23 protein-coding genes are annotated in these 25299 nt (G+C 72.8%); 15 read left to right on the top strand and 8 right to left on the bottom strand.

Features of this window, described 5'->3' with window-relative positions; genetic code table 11:
- Positions 1-69: 69 nt before the first annotated feature.
- The gene (locus ACOJV7_RS01065; RefSeq protein ID WP_420188309.1) at positions 70-1092 is read left to right on the top strand and encodes a glycosyltransferase family protein; all 1023 of its coding nucleotides are present in this window, start codon (positions 70-72) and stop codon (positions 1090-1092) included.
- Positions 1089-2111 carry a glycosyltransferase gene (locus tag ACOJV7_RS01060; RefSeq protein WP_420188308.1) on the top strand — a complete coding sequence of 341 codons (1023 nt, stop codon included), beginning with the start codon at positions 1089-1091 and terminating at the stop codon, positions 2109-2111. Before ACOJV7_RS01065 ends, ACOJV7_RS01060 begins: the two co-directional genes overlap by 4 nt.
- Here the strand turns inward: ACOJV7_RS01060 and ACOJV7_RS01055 are convergent.
- Positions 2062-3090 carry a glycosyltransferase family 2 protein gene (locus tag ACOJV7_RS01055; protein ID WP_420188307.1) on the bottom strand — a complete coding sequence of 343 codons (1029 nt, stop codon included), beginning with the start codon at positions 3088-3090 and terminating at the stop codon, positions 2062-2064. The two genes, ACOJV7_RS01060 and ACOJV7_RS01055, sit on opposite strands and share 50 nt — an antisense overlap.
- Positions 3091-3143: 53 nt before the next feature.
- On the opposite strand from ACOJV7_RS01055, the gene ACOJV7_RS01050 reads away from it, so the two are divergent.
- Both ACOJV7_RS01050 and ACOJV7_RS01045 read left to right on the top strand, forming a co-directional pair.
- Positions 3144-4241 (top strand): glycosyltransferase family 4 protein, encoded by a 1098-nt coding sequence (locus tag ACOJV7_RS01050; RefSeq protein WP_420188306.1) that lies wholly within the window; start codon positions 3144-3146, stop codon positions 4239-4241.
- A gap of 34 nt (positions 4242-4275) precedes the next feature.
- Entirely contained in the window at positions 4276-5160 is an 885-nt protein-coding gene (locus tag ACOJV7_RS01045) for a class I SAM-dependent methyltransferase (protein ID WP_420188305.1), read from the top strand.
- Here the strand turns inward: ACOJV7_RS01045 and ACOJV7_RS01040 are convergent.
- Positions 5127-6989, bottom strand: coding sequence for an ABC transporter ATP-binding protein (locus ACOJV7_RS01040; protein ID WP_420188304.1), 1863 nt, complete (start codon positions 6987-6989; stop codon positions 5127-5129). The two genes, ACOJV7_RS01045 and ACOJV7_RS01040, sit on opposite strands and share 34 nt — an antisense overlap.
- On the bottom strand, positions 6986-8176 hold the full coding sequence (locus ACOJV7_RS01035) for a glycosyltransferase (protein ID WP_420188302.1): 1191 nt from the start codon (positions 8174-8176) through the stop codon (positions 6986-6988). The genes ACOJV7_RS01040 and ACOJV7_RS01035 overlap by 4 nt, the downstream gene beginning before the upstream one ends.
- Before the next feature lie 233 nt (positions 8177-8409).
- Between ACOJV7_RS01035 and ACOJV7_RS01030 the strand changes: the two genes are divergently transcribed.
- Genes ACOJV7_RS01030 through ACOJV7_RS01020 form a run of 3 tightly spaced genes read left to right on the top strand, consistent with a single transcriptional unit; the run spans position 8410 to position 12140 of the window.
- Entirely contained in the window at positions 8410-9987 is a 1578-nt protein-coding gene (locus tag ACOJV7_RS01030) for a polysaccharide biosynthesis tyrosine autokinase (protein ID WP_420188301.1), read from the top strand.
- A gap of 7 nt (positions 9988-9994) precedes the next feature.
- A complete protein-coding gene (locus tag ACOJV7_RS01025) occupies positions 9995-11341 on the top strand; it encodes a hypothetical protein (RefSeq protein ID WP_420188300.1) in 1347 nt (448 codons plus the stop codon).
- Positions 11328-12140 carry a polysaccharide deacetylase family protein gene (locus ACOJV7_RS01020; RefSeq protein WP_420188298.1) on the top strand — a complete coding sequence of 271 codons (813 nt, stop codon included), beginning with the start codon at positions 11328-11330 and terminating at the stop codon, positions 12138-12140. The genes ACOJV7_RS01025 and ACOJV7_RS01020 overlap by 14 nt, the downstream gene beginning before the upstream one ends.
- Here ACOJV7_RS01020 and ACOJV7_RS01015 read toward each other — a convergent pair.
- Positions 12137-13276 carry a glycosyltransferase gene (locus tag ACOJV7_RS01015; protein ID WP_420188296.1) on the bottom strand — a complete coding sequence of 380 codons (1140 nt, stop codon included), beginning with the start codon at positions 13274-13276 and terminating at the stop codon, positions 12137-12139. The genes ACOJV7_RS01020 and ACOJV7_RS01015 overlap by 4 nt on opposite strands.
- A 94-nt stretch (positions 13277-13370) precedes the next feature.
- Here ACOJV7_RS01015 and ACOJV7_RS01010 point away from each other — a divergent pair, with 94 nt between their 5' ends.
- The gene (locus ACOJV7_RS01010; protein WP_420188295.1) at positions 13371-14351 is read left to right on the top strand and encodes a GNAT family N-acetyltransferase; all 981 of its coding nucleotides are present in this window, start codon (positions 13371-13373) and stop codon (positions 14349-14351) included.
- Here ACOJV7_RS01010 and ACOJV7_RS01005 read toward each other — a convergent pair.
- Complete coding sequence (locus ACOJV7_RS01005; RefSeq protein ID WP_420188294.1) at positions 14304-15371, bottom strand: O-antigen ligase family protein; 1068 nt, start codon at positions 15369-15371, stop codon at positions 14304-14306. The genes ACOJV7_RS01010 and ACOJV7_RS01005 overlap by 48 nt on opposite strands.
- A gap of 14 nt (positions 15372-15385) precedes the next feature.
- A complete protein-coding gene (locus ACOJV7_RS01000) occupies positions 15386-16330 on the bottom strand; it encodes an NAD-dependent epimerase/dehydratase family protein (RefSeq protein WP_420188293.1) in 945 nt (314 codons plus the stop codon).
- 98 nt (positions 16331-16428) lie between these two features.
- Here ACOJV7_RS01000 and ACOJV7_RS00995 point away from each other — a divergent pair, with 98 nt between their 5' ends.
- From ACOJV7_RS00995 to ACOJV7_RS00965, 7 genes are all read left to right on the top strand, one after another.
- Positions 16429-17301, top strand: coding sequence for a nucleotidyltransferase family protein (locus ACOJV7_RS00995; RefSeq protein ID WP_420188292.1), 873 nt, complete (start codon positions 16429-16431; stop codon positions 17299-17301).
- Positions 17298-17570 (top strand): PqqD family protein, encoded by a 273-nt coding sequence (locus tag ACOJV7_RS00990; protein ID WP_420188291.1) that lies wholly within the window; start codon positions 17298-17300, stop codon positions 17568-17570. Before ACOJV7_RS00995 ends, ACOJV7_RS00990 begins: the two co-directional genes overlap by 4 nt.
- A 132-nt stretch (positions 17571-17702) precedes the next feature.
- Positions 17703-18317: a hypothetical protein gene (locus ACOJV7_RS00985; RefSeq protein WP_420188290.1), complete on the top strand. Its 615-nt coding sequence runs from the start codon at positions 17703-17705 to the stop codon at positions 18315-18317.
- Between the two features lie 148 nt (positions 18318-18465).
- A complete protein-coding gene (locus ACOJV7_RS00980) occupies positions 18466-19071 on the top strand; it encodes an arsenate reductase/protein-tyrosine-phosphatase family protein (RefSeq protein ID WP_420188288.1) in 606 nt (201 codons plus the stop codon).
- 119 nt (positions 19072-19190) lie between these two features.
- The gene (gene rpsO, locus ACOJV7_RS00975; protein WP_404381897.1) at positions 19191-19460 is read left to right on the top strand and encodes a 30S ribosomal protein S15; all 270 of its coding nucleotides are present in this window, start codon (positions 19191-19193) and stop codon (positions 19458-19460) included.
- A gap of 176 nt (positions 19461-19636) precedes the next feature.
- Positions 19637-22033 carry a polyribonucleotide nucleotidyltransferase gene (locus tag ACOJV7_RS00970; RefSeq protein WP_420188287.1) on the top strand — a complete coding sequence of 799 codons (2397 nt, stop codon included), beginning with the start codon at positions 19637-19639 and terminating at the stop codon, positions 22031-22033.
- Positions 22034-22175: 142 nt separating this feature from the next.
- A complete protein-coding gene (locus tag ACOJV7_RS00965) occupies positions 22176-23036 on the top strand; it encodes a glycosyltransferase family 2 protein (protein WP_420188285.1) in 861 nt (286 codons plus the stop codon).
- Between the two features lie 27 nt (positions 23037-23063).
- Here the strand turns inward: ACOJV7_RS00965 and ACOJV7_RS00960 are convergent, their stop codons facing one another.
- Together ACOJV7_RS00960 and ACOJV7_RS00955 are read right to left on the bottom strand one after the other, a co-directional pair.
- Positions 23064-23933 carry a hypothetical protein gene (locus ACOJV7_RS00960; protein WP_420188284.1) on the bottom strand — a complete coding sequence of 290 codons (870 nt, stop codon included), beginning with the start codon at positions 23931-23933 and terminating at the stop codon, positions 23064-23066.
- Positions 23930-25249 carry an MFS transporter gene (locus tag ACOJV7_RS00955; RefSeq protein ID WP_420188283.1) on the bottom strand — a complete coding sequence of 440 codons (1320 nt, stop codon included), beginning with the start codon at positions 25247-25249 and terminating at the stop codon, positions 23930-23932. Before ACOJV7_RS00955 ends, ACOJV7_RS00960 begins: the two co-directional genes overlap by 4 nt.
- Between the last annotated feature and the right edge of the window lie 50 nt (positions 25250-25299).

Raw genomic sequence — 25299 nt, 5'->3', positions numbered from 1 at the left:
GTCGGCACCCTCGTGGACGCGCCGTCGAACCGGCCGTGCGCGACGCGGCTGGTTGGTAACGTCCCGGCTGTGGCAGGGACCGACGCCGCAGGTCTGCGGATCCTCATCAGCGCCGGAACCCTCGGAGGGCCGGGCGGTGCTCAGCGCGCCCTGTCCTCGATCCTGCGGGCCTGCGCGCTGGACGACGTCGACGTCGTCGCGCGCAAGGTCGTCGGCGAGCCGCCGTCGGGACCCGGCTCACCGCGCCACGTCTGGGACTGGCGGCACTGGAGGTGGGTCGGCTCCAAGAGCACCGTCGGCCTCAACGGACGCGTCGCATCGGTCCTCAACCCGGTGCGGGCGCGGGTCCTCCCGGCATACGACGTCCACATCCGGCTCTACCAGGGCGCCGAGCTCAACCCTGCCGTCCGCGCCCGCCTGCGCCTGCTCGTGCCGTCGGGCAACGCCATCGACGCGGCCACCGGTGCGCCGTTCGACTACGTCGCGATGCAGGCGCCGGACAACGCGGCGTTCGTCCCCGACGGTGTGGCGGCGACCCTGCTGCCACCCCCGCTCTATCCCCTGAGCGAGGAGGCGCAGCGCCCTTCGGCCGACGTGCCCGGCGAGTTCTACCTCACGGCGTTCAACCCCTACGGGCCGGTCAAGGGCACCGACGACCTCGAGCGCGCCGTCCAGCACGCCCGCCTGCCCATCGTGTGGTGCCACAGCGACAGGGGAGTGGTCAACCACGTCCCGGAGGCGCTGCGCGGCCACCCGAACGTCGTCCACGTCCCCGACCCGAGCGAGGCGGAGCTGCGCTGGCTCTACGAGCGGTGCACGGCATACCTCTGCTTCTCCAAGACCGAGGGCTTCGGGTGGAGCATCGCCGACGGCCTCCGGCACGCTCCGGTCGTCGTCTCGCGCGACATCGGCATCCTCACCCACCCTGCCGCCCGGGACCTGCCCGGCGTCGTCCGCGTCGGAGACGACTGGGGCCCGGACTGGTCGGCCCTGCCGACACGCCGTGGGGAGCTGCCACAGCGCGACCTCTCGTTCCAGTCACCCGAGGCGTTCCGGGCCGGGCTCGTCGCACTGCTGAATGGCGCCTCGTGACAGGGCCGCTCGTCAGTGTCGTCGTCCCGGTCCACGACGTCGTGGACTACCTCGACGCCTGCGTGGGCAGCATCGTCGGCCAGACCCACACGGCCCTCGACGTCGTCCTCGTCGACGACGGCTCGACCGACGGCAGCGAGGCGCTCTGCGACGCGTGGGCCGAGCGCGACCTGCGGGTCCGCGTCGTCCACCAGGCCGCGCAGGGGTCGTCGGTGGCGCGCAACGTCGGCATCGACGCGGCTCACGGCGACTGGCTCACCTTCGCCGACTCCGACGACGTCCTCTCGCCGGACCTCGTCGCCATCCTCCTCGCTGCGGCCGTCGGGTCGGGCGCCGAGATCGCGCTCGGCGAGCACGTCGCGTTCGAGGAGGGCGAGCAGGTTGCCTTCACACCCGGCTCGACCGTGACGGTCTCACCCGCCGCCGTCGAGACGATGCAGGTCATGTGCGTGCGCCCCCAGTGGGGGCCGGTGGCCAAGCTGCTGCGGCGTGACCTGCTCGTCGACGGGCCGCGCTTCCCCGAGGGCCTGCTGCACCAGGACCTGGCCTTCACGCCACGGGTCTTCGGGCGGGCAACCCTCGTCGCGCGCACCGATGCCGTCGTCTACGGCTACCGCCAGCGCCGGGGCAGCGTCACCGACACCGTGCGACGTGTCGCCCTGTCGCCCGACCTCGTGACGATCCTGCGCGGCAACATCGACCTCGCTCGGCGGACTACTCCCGCACGGGATTTCGCCCGCTACCTCGCTGCCTACCTCCGCCACGCCGTCCGGCAGCTCGAGCGCATCGGCGATGCCGACGCGTGGCGCCGCAACGAGCCCTACGTCCGCGCGTGCCGCGAGCTGCTCCGCGACCACCTGCCCGAGGCCGCCGCCACCGGTGCCGTGCACGCCCCCACCCGCGCGGCCTGGCGCCTTGCGGTCACCGCGCCACGCCCGTATGCCGTCTCCGCCCGGTCCGTGCGCCGGCTCAGGACCGTCGTGGGCGCCCGGGTGCGGGCCGTCCGAGCCCGGGCCTGACCCGGCCCGACAGCTCGAGGCCGAGCGCCGCCGCCCGGGGCGACACCCGCGCCGCGGCGCTCAGCCCCCGCAACGGGAGCGTGCCACCGGTGGGTGCGGTCGCCGAGCGCAGGATCCGCTCGTGCTCCCTCGCCTCGTCGACCCGGCCGGCGGCACGCAGGAGCCGGACGAGTCGTAGCCGTTTGCGCAGCGCCTGGTCGGCAGCCCACGAAGCGGCGGCCGGGTGCCCCCACGCCGCCAGGTCGACGGCCTGCTGGTCCGCGGCCTCCAGGGCGTCGAGCAGCCGCTCCGGCGTGAGCACCGACGACGCGATGGTGCCGGGACGCTGGCGGTAGAGGTAGAGCGGCTGCGGGACGACGACGACGGGAGCCCGGGCGAGGAGCCGGTAGGTCGTGAACTCGTCCTCGTGCAGCCGGCCCTCGGGGAAGGTGACGCCGTCGAGGAGGTCCCGGCGGAAGAGCTTGGCGCAGGTGATCGTCATCAGCGTGTGGTGCGGGCCGGCGAAGAGGCCGAGGGCCTCGCCGATCGTGTGGAGCCGGGTCGACGTGGTGGGCATCGAGGACGGCCGACCGGGCACGCGCGCGAACCCCGCCACGGCCGTCGCCGCTTCGGGGTGGAGGCGGACGGCGCCGAGGAGGGTGGACACGAACTCCGGGTCCCACCAGTCGTCGGAGTCGAGGAAGGTCACCCAGTCGCCGACCACCTTGGACAGCCCGGTGTTGCGCGCCGCGCTGAGCCCGGCGTTGGGCTGGTGGACGACACGGACACGGGGGTCGGCATCGGCGAGGGCGTCGCAGATCTCGCCGCTGCGGTCGGTGGACCCGTCGTCGACGAGGACGACGTCGAGGTCGGTGTGGGTCTGTGCGAGCACCGACTCGACGCACTGCTCGAGGAACTCCTCGACGTCGTGGACGGGGACGACGACCGACACCCGGGTGCCGGCCGTCCGGGCAGGTCCTCGCTGCTCTGACCCCGTCACGGACCGGACGCTAGCAGGCTCCGGCGGCAGGGTCCGCGTGATAGCAATGAGCCGTGCGATTCCACTGGTACTGGCCCTTCGCGCGTCCGGAGGAGATCGGGTGGGCAGCGGCCACCGCCAGGCCGGGGGAGTCGGTCCTCGTGCAGGTGATCGACCGCCCCGCGGCGCCGGAGGCGGGGGAGCACGGCGCCGTGACGGTGGTCCGGGACCTGCCCGACGTCGAGCGCGGGGTCTCACCGGTGCGCTGGCTCCCGTCCCGCGCCCGCACCTACCTCGGCCGGGCCGGCGTGCGACGGCAGACGTGGCGCACGGGCGACTTCGACCTCGTGCACCTGCACTACCTCAACCGCTTCACCGACGCCGTGGTTCCGCTGCCGTCACCGGTCGTGCTCAGCGTCCACGACGTGGTGCCGCACCAACCACGGCTCGGCCGGGCCGAGGAGCGGCTGCTGCGCCGGCTCTACCACCGAGGCGACGGGCTCGTCGTCCACCACGAGAACCTCGCGGCGAAGCTGGTCGAGGACTTCGACGTCGACCCGTCGCGCGTGCACGTCGTCCAGCACCAGGTCTTCCCGGCGCCACCCGCGGGCCCGCCGCCCGCCGACGAGCCGCCGGTGGTCCTCTTCTTCGGGGCGCTGCGCCGCAACAAGGGGCTCGACGTCCTCGTCGAGGCGTTCGCCCGACTGCCCGACCTCGACGCCCGGCTCGTCATCGCCGGACGCGGCGACCGCGAGGTCGAGGAGGTGGCCGCTCGTGCGGCTGCCACCGACGCGCGCGTGACCGCCGAGATCGGGTTCGCCTCGCTCGATCGCAAGCAGGAGCTCTTCACCCGGTCCTCGGTGGTCGTCCTGCCCTACACCGACTTCGCGTCCCAGTCGGGGGTGCTCCACGACGCCTACGGTCACGGCCGTCCGGTCGTCGTCACCGAAGTGGGCGCGCTGGGACGTTCGGTCAGGGAGGATGGCACCGGGCTCGTCGCCGCGCCGGCGGACCCGGAGGACCTGTCCGCGCGGATCGCGGCCGCGCTCGAGCCCACGCAGTGGGCCCGCCTCGCGGTCGCCACCGAGAGGGTGCGCGCGGAGAGGTCGCCGCAACGCACGGGGGAGCGGCTCCGAGAGGTCTACGACACCGTTCTCTCCACCTCTGGCTGAGCAGACCGGGCCCGCCCCGGGCGAGGAGGATCCGATGAGGCACAGCAGGGCACGGGCCTACGACGAGGCGCTCGGAGCGACGGTGGGCACCGCGACCCGATGGAGCGACGTCGCCGACGACCCCAACGACCCGCGCGCCCTCGCGCGACGTGCACTCACCCTGCGAGCCGCCTGGCGCGAACCGGTCCCCGACCGCAGCGCCTTCATCGTCGAGCGCTGCCGCGGCCGCCGGGTCCTCGACATCGGATGCGTCGCCCACGACGTCGAGCGGATGTCGTCGCCCGACTGGCTCCACGGGCAGGTGGCCGCCGCGGCGGCGTCCTGCCTCGGCGTCGACGTCCTGCCCGACGGCGTCGCGGCAATGCGGCGCGCGGGCTTCGACGCCGTCACCCACGACCTCAGCGACGGGCCGGGACCGGTGGCCGAGAAGGGGCCGTTCGACGTCATCGTCGCCGGCGAGCTCATCGAGCACGTGCCGTCGATGGACATGCTCTTCACGACCGCTCGCGACCTGCTCAGCGAGTCCGGCCAGCTCATCATCACCACGCCCAACCCGTGGGCCCCGCACCGGGTCTCGGCCGGGCAGCGCGGGGACTGCTGGGAGAACGCCGACCACATCCTCTTCGCCTTCCCGAGCGGGATCGCCGAGCTGGCCGAGCGCCACGGACTCGTGCTCGCCGAGGCGACGACGACGAGCGTCGAACGCCCGTCGCGCGGGCCGCTCGAGGTGGCGCGCCGGGTCCGTCGGCGGTTGCGTGGCACCGGGTGGGTGCGGGTGGGCTACGCGACCCGCGGTGCCGAGCAGGTCGTCCGCGTCGCGGGCTGGCCGGTGCAGCCACCCGCGTCCGGGACCCGGGGTGCGCTCTTCGTCGGGGAGACCTCGATCTACGTGGTGCGGCGGCCCGACGCTGCAGGCTGACCGCCCGGGGGCGTCGGCTGGCTGCCCGACGGAGTCGGCTGGCTGCCGGACGGGCGTGGCCCCTCGTCGGCGACCATCCCGGCCGTGGCGAGGGCCCTGCGGTAGAACTCGCTCGACGCCGCGAGGGCGGCGGGTGAGTCCAGAGCGGTGACCCGTCCGTGCTCGACGACCATGATGCGGTCGCACATGTCGATCGTCGACATCCGGTGGGCGATGACGACGATGGCGACCCGCCCGCGCAGCCCGAGGATGGTCTCGCGGATGAGCCGCTCGCTGTGGCCGTCGAGGGCCGAGGTCGGCTCGTCGAGGACGACGAGCCGGGGAGCGCCGGCGAGCGCGCGGGCGATCGAGAGTCGCTGCCGCTGACCGCCGGAGAGCGCGCTGCCGCGCTCGCCGAGGTGGGTGTCGAACGCCTGGGGGAGCGCCATGACGTCGTCGAGGACGTTGGCCTGCTCGGCCGCGTGGCGCAGCGCCGCGTCGTCGATGCCGTCGCGGAAGAACCTGATGTTGTCGGCGACCGTCCCCGTGAAGAGCGCGGGGTCCTGAGGGACGAAGGACACCTGCCCGGTCCACCAGTCGCGGTCGACCTCGGGCAGCGGGACCCCGGCGACGGTGATGCCGCCCGTCACCGGCTCGCGCAGCCCGAGGAGGAGCTGGGCCATGGTCGACTTGCCGGCGCCCGACGGTCCGATGACGCCGAGGATCTCGCCCGCCGACAGGGTGAGGTCGACGTCGCTCAGCGTCGGCCGCTCGCCGTCGTAGGAGAAGCCGGCCGCCTCGACGACGACGGGGAGGACGGTGTCCGGCCGGCGGTCGCCCGCCGGCGCGGGGAGCGACTCGTAGCGGCGCGCGGTGGCCTCGACCTCCTCGAGCGCCGGCAGCGAGGAGACGACGGTGCCGTGCACCGAGACGAGCTGCTGGCCGTAGGTGAGGGAGCGGAGCATGAGCAGCGTGACGGCGCCGACCGTGGTGAGGTCGCGGGCGTCGACGAGGCTCAGTCCGGTGATCGCGGCGAGGACCGCGCCGTAGGCGAAGAAGGTGTAGGTGGGGGCCAGCGAGCCGTAGAGCACCTGGACCCGTCGCTGTCGCTCGGTCGCGACGTCGGTGAGCGAGTCGACCCGGTCGAGGAAGGCGCGCCGGGCACCGAAGACCTGCATCTCCCGACCCAGCCCGCCGAGCTCGGCGACCGAGGTCGCGAAGTCGAGATCGGCCTCGCTCGACCGCACGGCCGCCCGCCGGATCGCCCCGCGTAGCGGGCCGAGGAGGGCGGCGAGGACGCCGAGGAAGCCGAGGACGGCGAAGGTCGCGAGCGGCTGGATGACGAGCCCGGCGCCGAGGAAGGCGACGACGCTGAGGGCGGCGGTGAGACCCTGGGTCGCCGCCGCGACCGCGACGAGAACACGCGCGACGAACGACGTGAGCAGCTCCTGCAGCCGCCCCGACGGCTCCTGCTGGTGCACCGCCCACGCCGCCCCGAGGTAGGCGTGGGCGAGGCGACGGCGCTGGCTCGTGCGCACGAAGGCGCTGAGCGCCGCCGACTCCCGCAGCGCGAGCATGTTGAGCGCGAACCGCAGGACGAGGCCGACGAGCGCCGCGACGAGGGCGACGTCGATGCCGAGCTCACGTCCCGCGACCGGCCCGATGACGTCGCGCCCGCTGGTGAGCGCGAGCAGCAGCCCGGTCACGAGGACGAGGAAGACCGCTTCGACCATCGCGGCGCCGAAGGAGGCCGCGGCGAGCAGCACGATCCGCCCGCGGTGCCCCCGGCCGAGTCGCCACAGCGCCGACCAGCCCCCTCGGCCCTCTGCGCCGGGCGCCTTCTGCGTCATCGGTGACGGTCCTTCGTCGCGGTCCCACGCGGGTTCCCGGCTCGCTGCCGGGTCATCCCGAGGATAGGACGCACCTGCGACGCCCGGAAGGACGCTCGTCCGTGCCGCCCGGACTGCCCCCACGCCCGGACCCGGTCATACGTCGCGAGCGACCGCGCCGCCACCGCTCGCTGGTCGAAGTGGCCCCGCGCCCGCTCGGCCGCCGCGCGACCCAGCCGCTCGCGGAGGGGCGCGTCGTCGAGGAGGCGCTGCACGGCATACGTCATCGCCTCGGCGTCCCCGGCAGGGGTGAGGAGCAGGTGCTCCCCGGAGGTGCCGACCTCGCGGCAGCCGCGGATGTCGGTGAGGACCATGGCGACTCCGCAGGCGGCCGCCTCCATCGACGCGCGTGAGAAGCCCTCGCGGTGGGAGGCGAGGACGAAGACGTCGAGGGCGGAGTAGACCGCGGGCATGTCGGTGCGCTCTCCGACGAAGGTGACGGAGTCCTGATGTGGCACAGCGGTGTTCGCATCCGTGTTGTCGTCCGGCCCGACCCACACGAAGCGCGCCCGGTCGCCGAGGGCCGCGGCCGTGGTGGCGAACTCCGCCGGCCCCTTCTCGCGCACCCGGCGGCCTATCGTCCCCACGAGTAGCTCGTCGTCGCCCACGCCGAGCTCGGCGCGCACCCGCCGACGGCCCTCGGGGTCGAACGTGAACCGGACCAGGTCCACGCCGTTGCCGACGACCTCGTGCCGGCCCCGGCGCAGGACGCGGCGCATCGTGTCGCGGTCGGCGGCGTTCTGGAAGAGCTCGTAGTCGGAGAACCGGATGGCGAGCGCCTCGGCGCCGTAGACGAGAGCCCGCCTGCGCAGCCGGTCCTCGGGTCGCGCCCACAGGCCGTGGCACGTGTTGACGACGACGGGTATGCCGGCCAGCCGGCCCGCGATGCGACCCATCACCCCGGTCTTGGGGTTGTGGGTGTGCAGGACGTCGAGCTCGAGCGCGCGCAGGGTGCCCACGAGGCTGCGGAAGGCCCGGGCGTCCCGCCGGAGGTCCCACGAGCGGGTGAGCTCGGGCAGGGGCACGTGCGTGACGCCGAGCGCCGTGACGCGCGGGACGTAGGGCCCCGGGGCACTGATCCCGAAGACCGTGTGGCCGGCCTCGACGTCGACCTCGAGCTCGGTCGGCAGGAGCAGCGCGAGGCTCATGTCGACCGTCGTGAGATGGGCGATGCGCAGGGCTGAAGCACCCCCTTCGTCCTGGTCGAGAGTCCTGCCGGGACCATCCTGACAAGCGGCGGGCACCGGCGTGGCGGGTTCGCGCAAAGCCCCTGTGCGGCTCAGGTCCCGCGGCTAAACTCGGGCACCGGCCGTCCCGCTGGCGCACGTGCCGACACGGTGACGCGGGGGATGTCGACGGCGCACAGACAGGGAGTGACGCAGTGACGCTTCAGGACTACATCAAGGTCTTCAGGCACCGATGGATCGTCATCGTCGTGTGCGCCCTCGTCGCGGGGGCCGCGACCTGGTTCGTCACCCCGGCGAGCGCCGACACGACGAAGAAGATCGGCTCTTACACCGCGACCGCCACGATCCTCGTCGGGTCGACCGACACCGAGAACCCCGTCGCCAACATGGGCCGCATCCCGCTCTACATGACGACCGGTGAGATCCCACGCCGCGCGGCTGCGGTCGTCGACTACGACGGCGATCCTGCCCTCCTCGCAGGCGGGCTCACGGTGACGCCGGACAACGCTGCCCAGGCCATCACGGTGGGCGCCACCGCCTCCGACGGCGCCCGCGCGGCCGCGGTCGCCAACGCCTTCGCGACCGAGACGGTGAAGTTCTTCAGGGAGAAGCCCCGCCCGGGTGCCGAGAACGTCGCCCTGTCGATCCTCCAGACCGCGACGCCGATCCCGGTCACCAACGCTGACGGCGGCTTCGTCGTGCCTCCGGGGCGCGGTCCCCGCACCGCGATCGCGACGGTCCTCGGCCTCCTCGCCGGACTCTCGCTCGCGCTGCTGCTCGACCGCCTCGACTCCCGCCTGCGCACCCGCCAGGAGATCCACGACGCGCTGCGGATGCCGATCATCGCCGAGATCCCGCGGCTCAAGCGCTCGCAGCGCCACCGTGGCTCGATCGCCGTGGCCGAGGACCCGCTGAGCAACTACAGCGACGGCTACCGCGCCGCCCGCACGGCGCTCGTGCACACGACGGGCCAGATCATGCCCGGCGACTACACCCCACGCCGCTCCGCCGCGGGAGCACGTCCGGCCGAGGGAGCCCGGCTCGTCCTCGTCACCTCAGCGCACGCCGCGGAGGGCAAGACGACCTCGGTCGCCAACCTCGCCGCGAGCTTCGCCGAGACCGGCCAGCGCGTCCTCGTCCTCGATGCCGACCTGCGCTCCCCGGACGCGCACAACCTCTTCGACGTCCCCCAGGGTGCCGGCATCTCCGACTACCTCAGGGACCCGAGCGACGACGCCTCGCTGAGCGCGGTCGTGCGCCCCACGAGCGTCCCGGGCGTGCGGATCATCACCGCCGGCACGAGCCTGGCCCACCCCGCGTCCCTCGCGAGCCGGATGGGCTCGCTGCTCGAGGAGGCACGCGGCATGGCCGACGTGGTCCTCATCGACTCGGCCCCGCTCCTCGAGGCGAGCGACGTCTTCGACATCCTCCCGATGGTCGACACCCTCCTCCTCGTCGTCCGCAGCGGACGCCTGACCGAGCCGGCGGGCAACCGCGTGGCCGAGCTCATCGGTCGCTTCCAGGTCCCCGTCAGCGGCGTGATCCTCCTCGGCGCTCCCGCGAAGCGCGCGGACGCCTACGGCTACGGATACGGCTACGGGGAGAACCGCCAGTCCAAGCGCAAGGCCAAGCGCGCAGCCAAGGCGGCCAGGTCCCGCGGCGGGCGCGCGACCGCCGGGACGAGGATGGTCGAAGCCGACCAGGTGGACGCCGAGCCGGCGGCGCTCGAGGACGCTGACCGCGAACCTCGACGCACCTCCTCCTCGGCCTGAGGCCGCCGTGAGGTCGCCGACCGGGCGCCGCGTCCTCGCCGTCGCGCTCGCCGTCCTCGCGGGCCTCGGCGTCGCCGCGCTCTTCCGGGTCGCGGTCGGCACGCAGTCCTACAACTTCTGGGGCGCCGTCATGGTCGTCCCGGTCGTCCTGGCCGCCAACATCGCCCTCATCAGGCACGTGGCCAGGAAGCACGAGGAGCCGTGGTTCGCCGGGCTGCTCGCCGCCGGCTTCGGGCTCAAGATGCTCGGCGCCGTCGCCCGCTACTTCGTCGCCTACGTCGTCTACGGCGGGGCCGCGGACGCGCAGCGCTACAACTTCGTCGCCGCCATCCAGTACGAGCAGTGGCGCAACGGCAACGTCACCTTCGCCATCGGCGGCAAGCAGGGAACGCAGTGGATGGAGGTCATCACCACCGCCCTCTACACGGTGATCGGACCCTCGCCGCTCGCGGCGTTCGTCATCTTCTCCGCCTTCGCCTTCTGGGGGCAGTACCTCCTCTACCGCGCGTTCTGCATCGCCGTGCCCGACGGCAACCACAAGAGGTATGCCGTCTTCGTCTTCGTCCTGCCCTCGCTCATCTTCTGGCCGTCGAGCATCGGCAAGGAGGCGTGGCTCATGTTCTTCGTCGGGGCCACCGCCCTCGGCGCGGCGAAGTTCTTCGCCCGCCAGCACGGCGCCCTCGCGCTCCTGCTCGTCGGTGCCGCCGGCACCGCGCTCCTCCGCCCGCACCTGTCGGTGCTGCTCTTCGCCTCGCTCTTCGTCGCCCAGCTCTTCCGCCCCACTCCGGCGCGCAGCACCGGCATCCTGAGCAAGGCGTTCGGGGTCGTCGTCCTCGGCGTCTCCGCTGTCATCCTCACGAGCCAGTCGGCGTCCTTCCTCGGCATCGACGACCTCTCGATCCAGGCCGTCTCCGACACCGTGAGCTCCGCCTCGGAGCAGGCCAGCGAGGGCGGCACGTCCGCCTTCGACCCGACCCCGATCAGCTCGCCCGCGGACATCCCGGGCGCCATCGTCACCGTCCTCTTCCGCCCCTTCCCGTGGGAGGCGCGCAACGCGCAGATGCTCGTGCAGAGCCTCGAGGGCCTCGTGCTGCTCGTCCTCGCGGTGCGGGCCTGGCCGCAGCTGCGCCGGCTGCCGAGCGTCCTGCGCCGCACGCCCTACGTCACCTTCGCCCTCACCTACACGACGGCCTTCGTCTGGGCGTTCTCGGGCTTCGGCAACTTCGGCATCCTCGCGCGGCAGCGCGTCCTCATGATCCCCTTCTTCCTCGTCCTGCTCGCGCTGCCGAGCGTCGAGAAGATGCAGGAGGACGTCGCCGAGCGGGTGAGGGAGCTGGCCCGTGCCCGTCGCTGACCAGGCGAGCCTGCGCCGCCGCCTCAAGCAGGCCCTCGTCCACACCTCGCGCGCCTCGCCCGCCACCGGTGCGAGCCTGCTCATCTACCACCGCATCGGTGGCGGGACGCCGGACGAGCTCGACCTGCCCACCGCGGCCTTCGAGCGCCAGCTCGACGTCCTCGCGGACCACGACGTCGTCTCCCTCGACACCGCGCTCGACCGGCTCGACGAGGGCGACACGCGACCGAGCGTCGTGCTCACCTTCGACGACGGCTTCGACGACGTCCACGCCAACGCGTGGCCGCTGCTGCGCGAGCGAGGGCTCCCGTTCACCGTCTACCTCGCGTCCGGGTTCGTCGGCGAGACGATGGTCTGGGAGGGCTCGACCGCCAAGGGCCCGGCCGGCCGGGGCATGACGTGGGACCAGCTCGGCGAGCTCGTCGCCTCCGGGCTCTGCACCGTCGGCAACCACACCCACGGCCACGTGCGGCCCGATGTGCTCGGCGAGGACGACCTCGACCGGTGCACCGAGGCCGTCGAGGACCACCTCGGCGTGACGACCCGCCACTTCACCTACCCCTGGGGCATTCCCGTCCCGTCGATGGAGGTGGCGTTGGCCGCCCGGTTCCGCAGCGCCTCGACCGGCCGCCTCGGGCGCAACGTCCCCGACACCGACCGCATGCGCCTCGCCCGCGTGCCCGTGCGACAGTCCGACCCCATCGAGTTCTTCCGCGCGAAGCTCACCGGGGGCCTCGGACCCGAGCGCGCCTACGCCGCCGCCGTGCGGCTCGGCAAGGCCGCGGGGCTCGGCGGCTAGCCCCGCGCGCGACGGGACAGGACGGCATACATGCGTTCCTGCTCCGCGACGGCCCGCCGGATGTCGTATGCCGTGGACCGCTCGCGGGCCGCCTCGCCCATGCGTCGGCGCAGGTGTGCGTCGCCGGCCACGGTCGTGAGTGCGGTGGCGAGGGCCTCGGGGTCGCCGGGTGGGACGAGGAGGCCGTGGACGCCGTCCTCGACCTGCTGCGGCAGCCCGCCGACGGTCGTCGCGACGACGGGCAGCCCGCTGGCGAAGGCCTCCATGACCGCGACCGGAAGCCCCTCGTGCGCCGAGGCGAGGGTGAAGACGTCGGCCGCGGCCATGAGGTCGTGGACGTCGCGTCGGAAGCCGAGCAGGCGGAACCGGTCGCCGAGCCCGAGGGAGGCGTGCAGGGCCGCCACCTCCTCGACGAGCGGGCCTTGGCCGACCGCGGCGAAGCGCAGGCGCGGCTCGCGGTCGAGCGCGATCCGGGCGGCCCGAAGCAGGGTGGGGTAGTCCTTGTTGCGGCGCAGGTTGGCGACGGTGAGCGAGACGACGTCGTCGTCAGCGGCTCCGAGCGCGGCGCGCAGGGTGCGGCGGGCGTCCTCGCGCGGTCGCACGACGTCGGGGTCGATGCCGTGGATGAGCACCTCGAAGCCGTCGCGGCGCGAGGGCCAGACCGTGTCGCGGACCTGCTCGCTCACGGCCCAATGGTGCGCGTCGAGCGGGGCGGTCGCCGCGTTGAGCAGCCGGGTCGGGCGCCGGTGGCTCGTCCACTCGTTGTGCTCGGTCGTGACGACAGCAGGGCGGCGTGACCGCGGCATGGCCCGCGCCAGGAGGCGTGCCGCCGACGCGAGGAAGGGTGAGTGGGCGTGGACGACGTCGACCTCGGTCATGGCCCTGGCCAGGTCGGCGACCCAGCCGCCGGGGCGGGTGGTGCGCGCACCGAGACGTTCGGGGGTGAGGCCGGCAGCCTCGAGCTCGGGGACGAGGTGGGTCTTGTCGGGCCGGACGTAGGCGACCCGGTAGTCGAAGCGCTCCCGGTCGACGACCCCCGCGGCGAGCAGGAGCAGCTGCTCGGCGCCGCCGGGGCCGAGGCCCTTGACGAGCCACAGGACGCGCACGCGCCGGGCGGGAGAGGGAGCAGCAGCCACTCGCGCCCTCCCTGCTCGCGTCGCCGAAGCCCGGCGGGCGCCCCGTGCGCCGCCCTAGACTCGCTGAGGCTACCAACGACGGACGGGGGCAGGGATGGGTTCGGTCACGGCGCAGGACCTCGTCGTCAGACGGGCCGAGCCCGGCGACGACGCCACCGCTCTCCCTATGCTGCGAGCCTCGCTCGGCAAGGTCGACGACCCGCACTACGAGGCCTTCCTCACGTGGAAGCACCGCGACAACGCCTTCGGGCCGTCGCCCGCGTGGGTCGCCCTGCACGACGGCGTCGTCGTCGGCTACCGGACCTTCCTGCGGTGGGAGTTCCACCGGCCGGACGGCAAGGTGCTGCGGGCGGTGCGTGCCGTCGACACGGCGACCGACCCGGGCTACCGCGGCCTCGGCATCTTCCGCACCCTCACCCTCCAGGGCGTGGCCGAGCTGACGCTCGCCGGCGACGGCATCGTCTTCAACACGCCCAACGACCAGAGCCGGCCCGGCTACCTCAAGATGGGCTGGACCGTCGCCCGGCGGCTGCCCGTGGGGGTCCTGCCCCGCGGTCCGCGCGCCCTCGTCTCGATGGCCACGTCCAAGGTGCCGGCCAGCCTCTGGTCCGAGCCCACCGACGTCGGGCTCGACGCACGCGAGGCCTTCGCGACACCCGACCTCGCCGAGCAGCTGCTGCGCCACGACCCGGCGAGCGGGGTGCGCACGCGCCGGACACCGGACTACCTCGCGTGGCGCACCGGCTTCGAGCCGCTGCACTACCGGGTGGCGCTCGCGTCCGAGGACGACCCGGCGGCCGGTGGCCTCGTCTTCCGGTTGCGGCGGCGTGGGGCGGCCGTCGAGGCCGCGATCCTCGAGCAGCTCGTGCCCGATGTCGCCACGGGGGCGCGTCTCGTGCGCCGGGTGCTCGCCGACACCGGCGCCGACTACGCCATCGGCCTGCGCACCGGGCGTTCCGCGGGCCTGCTGCCGCTGCCCAAGCAGGGGCCGCTCCTCACGACCCGTCCGCTCGCGGCGTCGCCGCCGTCACCGGGGGAGTGGGCGCTCACGCTCGGGGACGTCGAGCTCTTCTGAGCCCTCCGGCCGGGTGCTCGACCGACCGCTTGCCCCCGCCCAGCCCACGACGGCTCCCGCGAGGAGCACGACCGGACCGAACTCGACGAGGTGGTCGGCCGTCGAGTGCACGAGCAGTGCCGCCCACGCCGCCGCACCCACGACCGCCTCGGGCGTCCGGCCGCGCGCGGCCCAGAGGAGGCCGGCCAGACCGGTGAGGGCGAGGAAACCCACCCCGACCCACCCCGTCTCGGCGGCGACCTGCAGCACGGACGAGTGCGCCGCGACGGTGTCGGCGTCGGCAGCCAACGAGGTCGCTCCCGCGAAGGAACCGGGGCCGGACCCCGTGAGCGGCCGCTGCCGCCACAGAGCCGCGGCGTCCTCCCACAGCTGCTCACGCGCGGGGTCGAAGGCGGTCCGCGCCCAGGCGGGGAAGACCGGCTCCCGGGCAGCGGCCACGATGAGTCCCCCGGCGGCCACCGATGCGACCGCGCCCACGACGACCGCCGCCAGCCGCCACCCCTGCGACACGGGCCGGCACCACACGGCTAGCAGGGTGACGAGCCCGACGGCGAGGAGCACCGCCATCCCCGCGGCCGACCGGTTGAGGCCCACGGCCAGCGCTGCGGCGAGCGCCGAGAGGGCGAGGAGCACGCGGCCGCGTGCCGCCTCCACCGGTGTCGCGAGCAGCGCGAGTCCCGACAGTGCGACGAGCTGCACGCCCAGCGCGGCGTTGGCGTTGGGGTAGCCGAGAGGCGCCTTGCCGGGGTCGACGACGAGGAGCGCACCGAGGACGAGGGCCGTCGACGTGACGACGAGCGCGACCGGCACGGCGGGGGAGTGTGCGCGCCGGTGCAGGGCCGCGCCGGTGGCGACGCCGGCGACGAGGACGAGCGGACAGAGGACGTAGGGGAGCACCGGCCGCACTCCGCCGTCGCCGTCGCCGACGACGGCGCTCGCCACCGACCAGGCCATCCACGCGCCGAGCAGGCTGAGCGCGAGCACACCGGGCCACGCGACGAGGCGCCACAGCCGGCCCATGACGACCCGCCGCGTCAGCCGTCGTGGTCGGGCAGCGTCCGGAACCAGTCGACCGTCGCCCGCAGGCCCTCGCGCAGCGGGACCGGCTGCACCTCGGGGAAGTGCGAGAGCAGCCGCGCGTTGTCGGCCTGCGAGTCGCGGACGTCGCCGGCGCGGGACTCGACGTACTCGATCTCCGGCCGGAAGCCGAGGATCCCCTCGAGCTCGTCGACGACGGTGTTGAGCGACGTGCGGCTGCCGAACGCGAGGTTGACCGGCTCGAGGTCGGCGACCCGGCGGACGACGGCGTCGGCGAGCACCCGGGTGACGGTGCCGACGAAGGTGAAGTCGCGTGTCTGCTCGCCGTCGCCGTGGATCGTCAGCGGGCGCCCGCGCAGGGCCGCGTCGATGAACGCCGGCAGCACCGCCGCGTAGGCGTGGCCGGCCGCCTGGAGCGGGCCGTAGACGTTGAAGAAGCGGAAGGCCATCGTCGGCAGGCCGTAGGTGTGGCCGAACGACAGGGTGTAGGCCTCGGTCGCCTGCTTGCTCACGGCATACGGGGAGATGGGGGCGGTGCGCATGCTCTCGCGCTTGGGCAGCTCACGGTTGGCACCGTAGACCGACGACGAGGAGGCCGAGACGACATGCAGGTCACCGGCACGGCGTGCGGCCTGGAGGACCTCGAGCGTTCCCGTCGCGTTGGCGTGGTGAGAGGCGAGCGGGTCGCGCACCGAGCGGGGCACGGACGGGAGGGCGCCGAGGTGGACGACCGCGCTCGCGCCCTGGCAGGCCGCGTCGAGGGCGTCGGGGTCGAGGATCGTGCCCTCGAGCAGGGTGATCCCGGTGCCGGCGAGGTTGTCCTTCGAGCCGGTCGACAGGTCGTCGAGAGCCACCACCTCGTCGACCTCGTCGCGGCGCAGCAGCTCGCGCCCGAGGTTGGCGCCGATGAACCCCGCGCCACCGGTCACGACGACCTTCACGTGCCACCCCCACGACGGGAAGAAGCCCTCGCCGGGCCCGACGATCGCAGGTTATCAGCGGCCGGACAGGCGCACCGGCGACTCGGTAATGTCGGGGCGTGGACGACCCCGTGATGCCTTGGTCGGTCGGCATCCGCTTCTCGCACGCCACCCTCCAGGTGCTCGCCGAGGACTCGGGGGTCGACCTGCTCCACGTGAAGGGACCCGCCGTCGACGACCGCCTCACGGAGGGGGAGCGGCAGAGCATCGACGCCGACGTCCTCGTGCGGCCCGCTCACGTCGACCGCCTCGTCGCAGCGATGCACGCTCACGGCTGGACGACGATGTACCGCTTCGAGGACGGCTCCGCCTTCGAGCACGCCTCGACCCTCGTCCACGGGGTGCTCGCCCCGGTCGACGTCCACCGTAGCTTTCCGGGCATCGACGGCGGGGACCACGCGTTCGACCGGCTGTGGGCCGACCGGCACACGGTGTCCATCGCCGGCATCGCCTGCCCGGTGCCGTCCCTCGCGGCACAGCGCCTCCTCCTCATCCTCCACGCGGCCCGCGGCGGCTCGCTCGGCTCACCCGACATCCGGCGCAGCTGGGACGACGCGAGCGAGCAGGAGCGGGAGGAGCTCATGGCCCTGGCGCGGGACGTCGGGGCCGAGGTCGCCCTCGCCGCGGGGACCGGCCGGCTCGCCGCCTTCGACGACCGACCGGGCCACGACCTCTGGCGCGTGCTCTCGACCCGCGAGACGTCACGAGCGCGCATCCTGCTGGCCAGGGTCCGTGCGGCACCGACGCGTCGGGCGAAGGTGCGGACGGCCGTCCACCTCGTGGTGCCGAACCGGCGACGCATGGAGACGCGCCTGGGACGGCCTCCGACGACACGCGAGGTCGCTGCGGCATACTTCTCGCGTTCCCGAGCGGGGACGCACGAGTTGGTCGCACTGCTCCGGGCCGCCGCCCGGGAGAGGAGGGGCCGGTGACGGCCTACTCCGTCCCAGAGCGAGTCGCCCACGTCGAGCGCGACGCCGACGGCCTGCCGCAGGTCTTCCTCATGCGCCTGCCGGACGGCCCGCCGGTCGCGCTGGAGGGCACGGCGGCCCTCATCTGGACCTTCGCCGCCGAGGGCGAGGCGGACGTCGCCACCGCTGTCGCCAAGGCCGTCGGTCTGCCCCGCGAGGAGATCGCCGACGACGTCGAGGCCTACCTCGTGCACCTCGTCGAGACCGGTCTGCTCACCTGCGCTGACTAGCCCGCTCGGCATGCCCGGCTGGTCAGGACGGGCCTTTTTCTAGCCCCCACCCCGCCAACGCGGGACGAAGGGGCTAGCCCCGGGGCTACTTTCGACGTGCTGAGCCGACTGACCATCCCAGGGGAGAGTTCCATGACCGAGCAGCGCGAGGACCGGCGCATTTCACGGCGCACCATCGCCAAGGGGGCAGCGTGGGCGATTCCCGCCGTGCCGCTCGTCGTGGCCACACCGGCATACGCGGCGTCGGGGGGTGGACCGAGCGTCGACCTCGGCGACGCGTGCAAGCTGCCGGGCAACTCCTGCGGCAACGTGTTCGTCAAGGGCTACATCTTCGACGTCGCGATCACGAACACGACCGACAAGCCGATCTACCTCTTCGACCAGGCCGGCTTCGAGATCCTCATCACCGAGAACTCGCCGGACATCAGCCTCTTCTTCCAGGCAGCCGTCTACGCGACGGACCCGGACGGCGCGGGTCCGATCCAGGTCGGTGACGTCGTCACCTTCCCCGTCCTGCTGCCCCCGGGCAACACGATCGTCCTCGTCCTCAACGCCGGCGAGAACGGCAACTCGCAGAACGTCCAGAACATCACGGTGGGGATCAGCATCCCGTGGGGCCACACGCTCCCCGCCGGCAGCGACCCGGACAACCACCCGCCCGCCACGGGCTCGGCGACCTACCCCTCGACGCCGCCGCAGCAGAGCCCGAAGTGCCAGGTCACGCTCCCGCCAAACTGCGGCGTCTGACTCAGAACGTGCCCCGATCAGGGACGGGGCTCCACCGAAGGACGCCGGGCGTGCCTCCGCCGCTCGGCGTCCTTCGCACGTCCGCCCGTGACGCCCATGATGCCCGTGGCGTCGGGGCTCTCACGCCGACCAGCAGAGAGGGAGGGAGATGTTGACCGACGACCCGACCCGCCGGCGGACGCGGCGCGAGCGGCGACCCGAGACGTTGCGCGTGCTCTTCGTGTGCACCGCGAACATCAGCCGGTCGCCCTACGCCGAGCGCCGGGCGAGGCAGCTGGCGGAGGAGTCGTCGACGCCGTCGCCCCTCGACCTCTCGAGCGCCGGCGTCCCGGGCTTCCCGGGCAACGCCATGGACCCTGCGATGGCTCATGAGCTCGAGGCCCGCGGTGCCGACGGTCGTGGTCACCTCAGCCGCGCCGTGTCGGGCGAGATCCTCGCCGCCGCGGACGTCGTTCTCGCCCTCGAGCTCGCCCACCGGCTCCGCATCACGGAGCGTTGGCCAGAGCACGCCCCCAAGGTCTTCGGCCTGCGCCAGCTGGCGGACGCCCTGACCCGCAGCACCGCCGACGACGGCGGGCTGGCGGCCCTCGACGCCGCGCTCGCCGTGGCCGGCCCCGACAGCCTCGGCTGGGACGTGACCGACCCCTTCGGGCAGGGGTCGGCGGCCGCGCGCCGCTGCGCCGCCGAGATCGACGAGGCGCTCGATGTCATCGTGCCGCGACTGGCCGGCATACGCGTCGCCTCCGGCAATTAGGGGCGCACGAGCCCCGCTGCTAACCTTGGGGAGCCGTGAGAACCGGCCGCGGACCCAGAGAGCCCCGGTGAACCAGCCCGGGAGCGCCGCGCAACCGCCACAGAAGGAGTCAGTCGCCCATGCCTTTGGACGCAGACGTCAAGCAGAAGATCATGTCCGAGTACGCCACGACCGAGGGTGACACCGGCTCCCCCGAGGTGCAGATCGCGCTCCTCACCCAGCGCATCCTCGACCTCACCGAGCACTCCCGTGAGCACAAGCACGACCACCACAGCCGTCGTGGCCTGCTGCTCCTCGTCGGCAAGCGCCGCCGCCTCCTCCGCTACCTGGAGGACATCGACATCGAGCGCTACCGCTCGCTGATCAAGCGCCTCGGCCTGCGTCGCTGACGCCCCCGATTGTCCGTCGGAGCGGCTCTCCACTCCTGGAGGGCCGCTCTTTCGGATGTGTAGGGCCCTGCCCTGCGACAACTTCATAGCGACACCAGCACACAGCACCACCAGAAGACCGCCCGTGCACAACGACGATGCACGAGGTTCGTAGGAACTCAAGAAAAGGAGGACCCATGGAGGGTCCTGAGATCACCTTCGCCGAAGCCACCATCGACAACGGCTCGTTCGGCACCCGCACCGTCCGGTTCGAGACCGGACGCCTGGCCAAGCAGGCCGGCGGCGCCGTCGCCGCCTACCTGGACGAGGACACGATGCTCCTCTCCACCACCACGGCCGGGAAGTCCCCGCGCGAGGGCTTCGACTTCTTCCCCCTGACGGTCGACGTCGAGGAGCGCATGTATGCCGCGGGCAAGATCCCCGGCTCGTTCTTCCGTCGCGAGGGCCGCCCGTCCACCGAGGCGATCCTCACCTGTCGTCTCATCGACCGCCCGCTGCGCCCCACCTTCACGAAGGGCCTGCGCAACGAGGTCCAGGTCGTCATCTCCGTGCTCGCGCTCAACCCGGACGCGCAGTACGACGTCCTCGCGATCAACGCCGCCTCGGCCTCGACGCAGATCTCCGGTCTGCCGTTCTCCGGCCCGATCGGCGCCACCCGCCTGTCGCTCATCGACGGCCAGTGGGTCGCCTTCCCGCAGTTCTCCGACATCGAGCGCTCGACCTTCGACATGGTCGTCGCCGGCCGGGTCGCGGGCGACGACGTCGCGATCATGATGGTCGAGGCCGAGTCCACCGAGCACACTTGGGACCTCGTCAAGAACGAGGGCAAGACGGCTCCCACCGAGGAGGTCGTCGCCGAGGGTCTCGAGGCGTCGAAGAAGTTCATCCGCGCCCTCTGCGAGGCGCAGGCCGAGCTCGCCGCCAAGGCTGCCAAGCCGATCCAGGAGTTCCCGATCTTCCTCGACTACGAGGACGACGCCTACGCCGCCGTCGAGTCCCACGTGGGCTCGGACGCCGCTGCCGCGCTGCAGATTGCGGGCAAGCAGGAGCGCGAGGACCGCCTCGACGAGATCAAGGACTCCATGAAGGCCGCCCTCGCCGACCAGTTCGAGGGCCGCGAGAAGGAGCTTTCCGCCGCCTACCGCGCCGTCCAGAAGAAGCTCATCCGCGAGCGCATCATCAAGGACAAGGTCCGCATCGACGGCCGTGGCCTCGCTGACATCCGCGCCCTCTCCGCCGAGGTCGAGGTGCTGCCGCGCGTGCACGGCTCGGCGATCTTCGAGCGCGGCGAGACCCAGATCATGGGTGTGACGACGCTCAACATGCTCCGCATGGAGCAGCAGCTCGACACGCTGTCGCCGGTGACGCGCAAGCGCTACATGCACAACTACAACTTCCCGCCGTTCTCCACGGGCGAGACCGGCCGCGTCGGCTCCCCGAAGCGTCGCGAGATCGGCCACGGGGCGCTCGCCGAGCGTGCGCTCATGCCGGTCCTCCCGACCCGCGAGGAGTTCCCCTACGCGATCCGCCAGGTGTCCGAGGCCCTCGGCTCCAACGGCTCGACGTCGATGGGCTCGGTCTGCGCGTCCACCCTGTCGCTGCTCAACGCCGGTGTGCCGCTGCGTGCCCCGGTCGCCGGCATCGCCATGGGTCTCGTCACCGCCGAGGTCGACGGTGAGACCCAGTACGCCGCGCTCACCGACATCCTCGGTGCGGAGGACGCCTTCGGCGACATGGACTTCAAGGTCGCCGGCACGCGCGAGTTCGTCACGGCCATCCAGCTCGACACCAAGCTCGACGGCATCCCCGCCGACGTCCTCGGTGGCGCGCTGACCCAGGCCCGTGAGGCCCGCCTGCACATCCTCGACGTCATGAACGAGGCCATCGACGCGCCCGACGAGATGAGCCCCTTCGCTCCTCGCGTCATCTCGGTGACGGTCCCGGTCGACAAGATCGGAGAGGTCATCGGCCCGAAGGGCAAGATGATCAACCAGATCCAGGACGACACCGGCGCCCAGATCTCGATCGAGGACGACGGCACCATCTACATCGGTGCGACCGACGGCCCCTCGGCCGAGGCGGCCCGCGCGGCGATCAACGCCATCGCGAACCCGCAGATGCCGGAGGTCGGCGAGCGCTTCCTCGGCACCGTCGTCAAGACGACGACCTTCGGCGCGTTCATCTCCCTGCTCCCGGGCAAGGACGGTCTGCTGCACATCTCCGAGGTGCGCAAGCTCGTCGGCGGCAAGCGGATCGACGCGGTCGAGGACGTCCTCGCGGTCGGCCAGAAGGTCCAGGTCGAGCTCAAGGAGATCGACCCGCGCGGCAAGCTCTCGCTCGCCGCGGTCCTCGCCGAGGGTGAGGGCGACGCCCCCGCCGACGGCGGCTCGGACGACGCGGACGACACGGACGACGCCGACGTCGACGCCTCCGACGCACCGGAGGCCTCGGACGAGGCCGGCGAGGGCGAGGGTGGCGAGGAGCATGGCGAGCGTCGCCAGCGCAACCGCCGCCGCGGTGGCCGTGGTCGCGGCCAGCGTTCGGACTCGGGAGACGCCTCCGGCGACGAGTGAGCCCAGGTCCCTTCGGGACCGTTGGTGACGGGACGGCATACCTCTTCTCGAGGTATGCCGTCCCGTCGGCTTTTGCCGTATGCCGTCCCAGCGGTCGTTGTGGGGGTCATCATGGGAGCCCGCAGGCCGTGAGGGAGGGAATGTGGACGTCCGCAGGATCAAGCGCGCCCTGCGTGGCCGGTTCGGGCGCCCGCTCCGCGCGGCCTACCGGCTGGCCGAGACGGCCCAGCTCGCCGCGGTGCGACCGCTCGACCGTGCTCGCCACGGCAGTCCCACGCCGGAGGAGCGGGCCGAGGTCGCGCGTCGGGTGACGATGACGGTCAAGACCTTCGAGCGGCCGGCCGTCCTGCGCCGGTGCCTCGCGAGCGCCCGCACCGTCTTCGACGGCCGAGTCGTCGTTGCCGACGACTCGCGGGAGCCCGCCCGGGACCTCGGGCCGGGCGTCGACGTGGTGGCGCTGCCGTTCAACAGCGGTGTGCCGGTGGGGCGCAACGCCGCGCTCGACGAGGTCCGCACCGAGTACGTCTTCGTCTCGGACGACGACATCGTCTTCACCGCGGCCAGCGACCTCGTTGCTGCGATGCACTACCTCGACGACAACCCCGGAGTGGACCTCGTCGCGCTCACCAGGGTCGACCTTCCGCGGTGGAGGGCGGTGGAGTCGCGCGACGCGCGTGCCCTCTTCGCCGGTGCCGCCGCCCCCCTCGTGGCCTACGGCACCGTGATCGACGGACTGCCGGTCGTGCCCAAGACGCCGCAGCTCTATCTCGCCCGGACCGCGTCGGTCCACAAGGTGCGGTGGGACGAGCGTCTGCGGATGGTGGACCACCGGGACTTCTTCTCACGGGCCGCCGGGACGATCGTCTCGGTGCAGGCGCAGACGGTGCGGGCGTACCACATGCGCACCCCGTTCGACCCCCTCTACACCGCCTACCGCGAGGACGTCGCGGAGGACCAACGTACCCTGTGGCGGCTGTGGTCCGGCAGGGGCGCCGGGGCCTGACCTGACAGGGGAGTGGCCGCGCGGGTGTCAGTCCTGTTCGGGCGGGGGCTCACGGTGGTAGGCGTGCTGGGCGCGCCGGTAGGAGCCCGGCAGCGCGTCGAGGCGACCCCGGCGAGTCGCCACGAAACGGTTCCACTCGTCGTCCGGCCAGCTGCCGATGCCGGGTTCGGACATCTCGGCGTGAGAGCTCTCCTGGGCAAGGGCAGCGACAGGGACCGGCTGCACTGCGGCCACCGGGAAGGAGGGGGAGAAGCGGACGATCTCGTCCCGGGCACGCAGCCGCACCATCACCGGCAGTCCGTTGCCGTACCACGCCGTCTCCACGACCCCGTCGACGACGTCGAAGGTGCCCGGGGGGACCGGCAGGTTGGGCACCGGTCGCACGAGCGAGGCCCACCCCGGAGCGGTGCGGGCAGTGACGCCGGTGAAGAGCTGGAACTCGCGGGGGTCCGCGGGGTTCGGGTCGACCAGGGGGACCCCGTGGTCGTCGAGACTCGCACCCAGCTCAGCGACCCGATGGTCCGGGACGCTGGCGAGAGCCGCGGCCGTGCCGGGGTGGCGGCCGGGCCGGTCGGGGCCGAGGACGGTCCAGGGACCGAGGCCGCCGTCGTCGTCGAGGAGGCTGAACTCGAGGCTCTGCCCCACCCAGCGCACGGCAAAGGCCGTGGGCGGGAAGAGCAGCCATCCGAACGAGCTCGCGGCCGTCACCGGCGGGCACCGCTTGACGGCCTTCGCCGGAAGCAGGTCGCGCAGGATCGCCCGTGCCGGCACAGGCATGGGGCCCTCGGGAAAGAGGTGGTAGAAGCGCATCTGCGGGCCCGTGACGGGCAGTCGCTGCCGACTGGGTCCGGGGTGTCCGCCGTCCCTCTGTGCCTCTGGGACGTCTGGTTCGGTCATCGCTCTTCCTCCGATGTGGGCTCGTTGAAAGCGTGGTCGACTGCTGATTGCAGGGCGCGCCTCGGCCAGCTCCGCGCCAATATGGCCACACCGGTGAAGCAGACCAGGGCGCAGATCGACACCGCTGCGGTCGGCGAGAAGGTCTCCGAGAGCCAGCCCGCGACCAGGTAGCACACGGCCGAGGCGCCCATCGCCGCGGCACCCGCCAACCCGATCACCCGCCCTCGCAGCTCCTGCGAGACCACGAGCGCGAAGGTCGCCTGAAGCGGGAGCATGAATGCCTGGAGCGCGCCGCTGGTGAACCACAGGAGCCACACGACGGTCAACCACTCCGCGGTCGTCGGGACCAGTGGGGTGACGACCAGCGGCACCGGCATGAGAAGGGCCATGATGATGATGCGGGCGCTTGCGACCTCGGGCTGCCAGCGCCCGACGACGACGATTCCCACGACGGCACCCACGACGGGCGCCGCCATGAGCATCCCGCCGAGCCACTCGGGCAGCTGGTGGTCGAGCACGTAGGGGATCGCCACCGCCTCGGGTGCGATCACACCCAGCATGGCCACGAGGCTCAGGGCGAGCAGCGACACCAGGACGCGGTTGCGGAAGAGGTAGCTGGCCCCGCCACCGAAGTCCCGGAAGAAGCCGGTGATGCCGGGGCTCGGCACGCCCGAGACGGCACGGGCACGGACGGCCAGTGCGTAGAGCGTTGCCGACACGACGAAGGTGGCGAGGTCCGCGAGAAGGGCGCCACGCGCGGAGAGGGCAGTCACGACGATGCCACCGACGCTGAGGCCGATGGCCTGGTTGACCTGCTCGGCCAGTGTCGAGATCCCCCGGGCGCGCATGAACTGGCGCCGGTCGGGGAAGAGGTCGGTGAGCAGGATCTGGTGAGCCGCTCCCGCCGGCCCGCCGAACAGCTCCAGCCCGAAGAGGAGCGCCAGCAGGACCGCCACATGGGTGTCCTGGCCGACCGCGGTCATGAGGGCGACGACCAGGGCGCCACGGACCACGTCGGACCCGACGAGGACGTGCTTGTAGGGGATGCGGTCGGCGAGTGGGCTGAGCAGGCTGCGCCCGAGGATGCTCGGGAGCAGGCTCACCGCGAACGTCGCCGCCATCGCGAGGTCGGAGCCGGTGCGCTCGCGGACGACGAGCGCGACGCAGATCCTGGCGATGTAGTCGCCCCAGGTGGACAGGCTGAGGGCCACGAAGGTGGGGAGGAAGCCCGGAGTCCGGACGACGTCGACGTAGGAGGGCATGCCCGTCCTGTCCTGCACGAGCACCCCCTTGTCGTCCGTGGCATCGGCTCCCACGGGGGAGAGGTTACGTGCAGTGGACGCCCTGTGCGTCGTCGAGGCCGGGG

This window comes from Knoellia tibetensis (assembly GCF_048606415.1).
GTDB lineage: Bacteria > Actinomycetota > Actinomycetes > Actinomycetales > Dermatophilaceae > Knoellia > Knoellia tibetensis.
Note: the sequence above shows the minus strand (reverse complement) of the source record. Positions and strands in the feature narration are given on the sequence as shown.

Coding starts and splice junctions, on each gene's coding strand:
- ACOJV7_RS00985 (WP_420188290.1), top strand. CDS start 17,703: ATGACCGAGCAGCGCGAGGACCGGCGCATTTCACGGCGCACCATCGCC.
- ACOJV7_RS01005 (WP_420188294.1), bottom strand. CDS start 15,371: ATGGGCCGGCTGTGGCGCCTCGTCGCGTGGCCCGGTGTGCTCGCGCTC.
- ACOJV7_RS01040 (WP_420188304.1), bottom strand. CDS start 6,989: ATGACGCAGAAGGCGCCCGGCGCAGAGGGCCGAGGGGGCTGGTCGGCG.
- ACOJV7_RS00980 (WP_420188288.1), top strand. CDS start 18,466: ATGTTGACCGACGACCCGACCCGCCGGCGGACGCGGCGCGAGCGGCGA.
- ACOJV7_RS01045 (WP_420188305.1), top strand. CDS start 4,276: ATGAGGCACAGCAGGGCACGGGCCTACGACGAGGCGCTCGGAGCGACG.
- ACOJV7_RS00960 (WP_420188284.1), bottom strand. CDS start 23,933: ATGACCGAACCAGACGTCCCAGAGGCACAGAGGGACGGCGGACACCCC.
- rpsO (WP_404381897.1), top strand. CDS start 19,191: ATGCCTTTGGACGCAGACGTCAAGCAGAAGATCATGTCCGAGTACGCC.
- ACOJV7_RS01035 (WP_420188302.1), bottom strand. CDS start 8,176: ATGAGCCTCGCGCTGCTCCTGCCGACCGAGCTCGAGGTCGACGTCGAG.
- ACOJV7_RS00970 (WP_420188287.1), top strand. CDS start 19,637: ATGGAGGGTCCTGAGATCACCTTCGCCGAAGCCACCATCGACAACGGC.
- ACOJV7_RS01010 (WP_420188295.1), top strand. CDS start 13,371: ATGGGTTCGGTCACGGCGCAGGACCTCGTCGTCAGACGGGCCGAGCCC.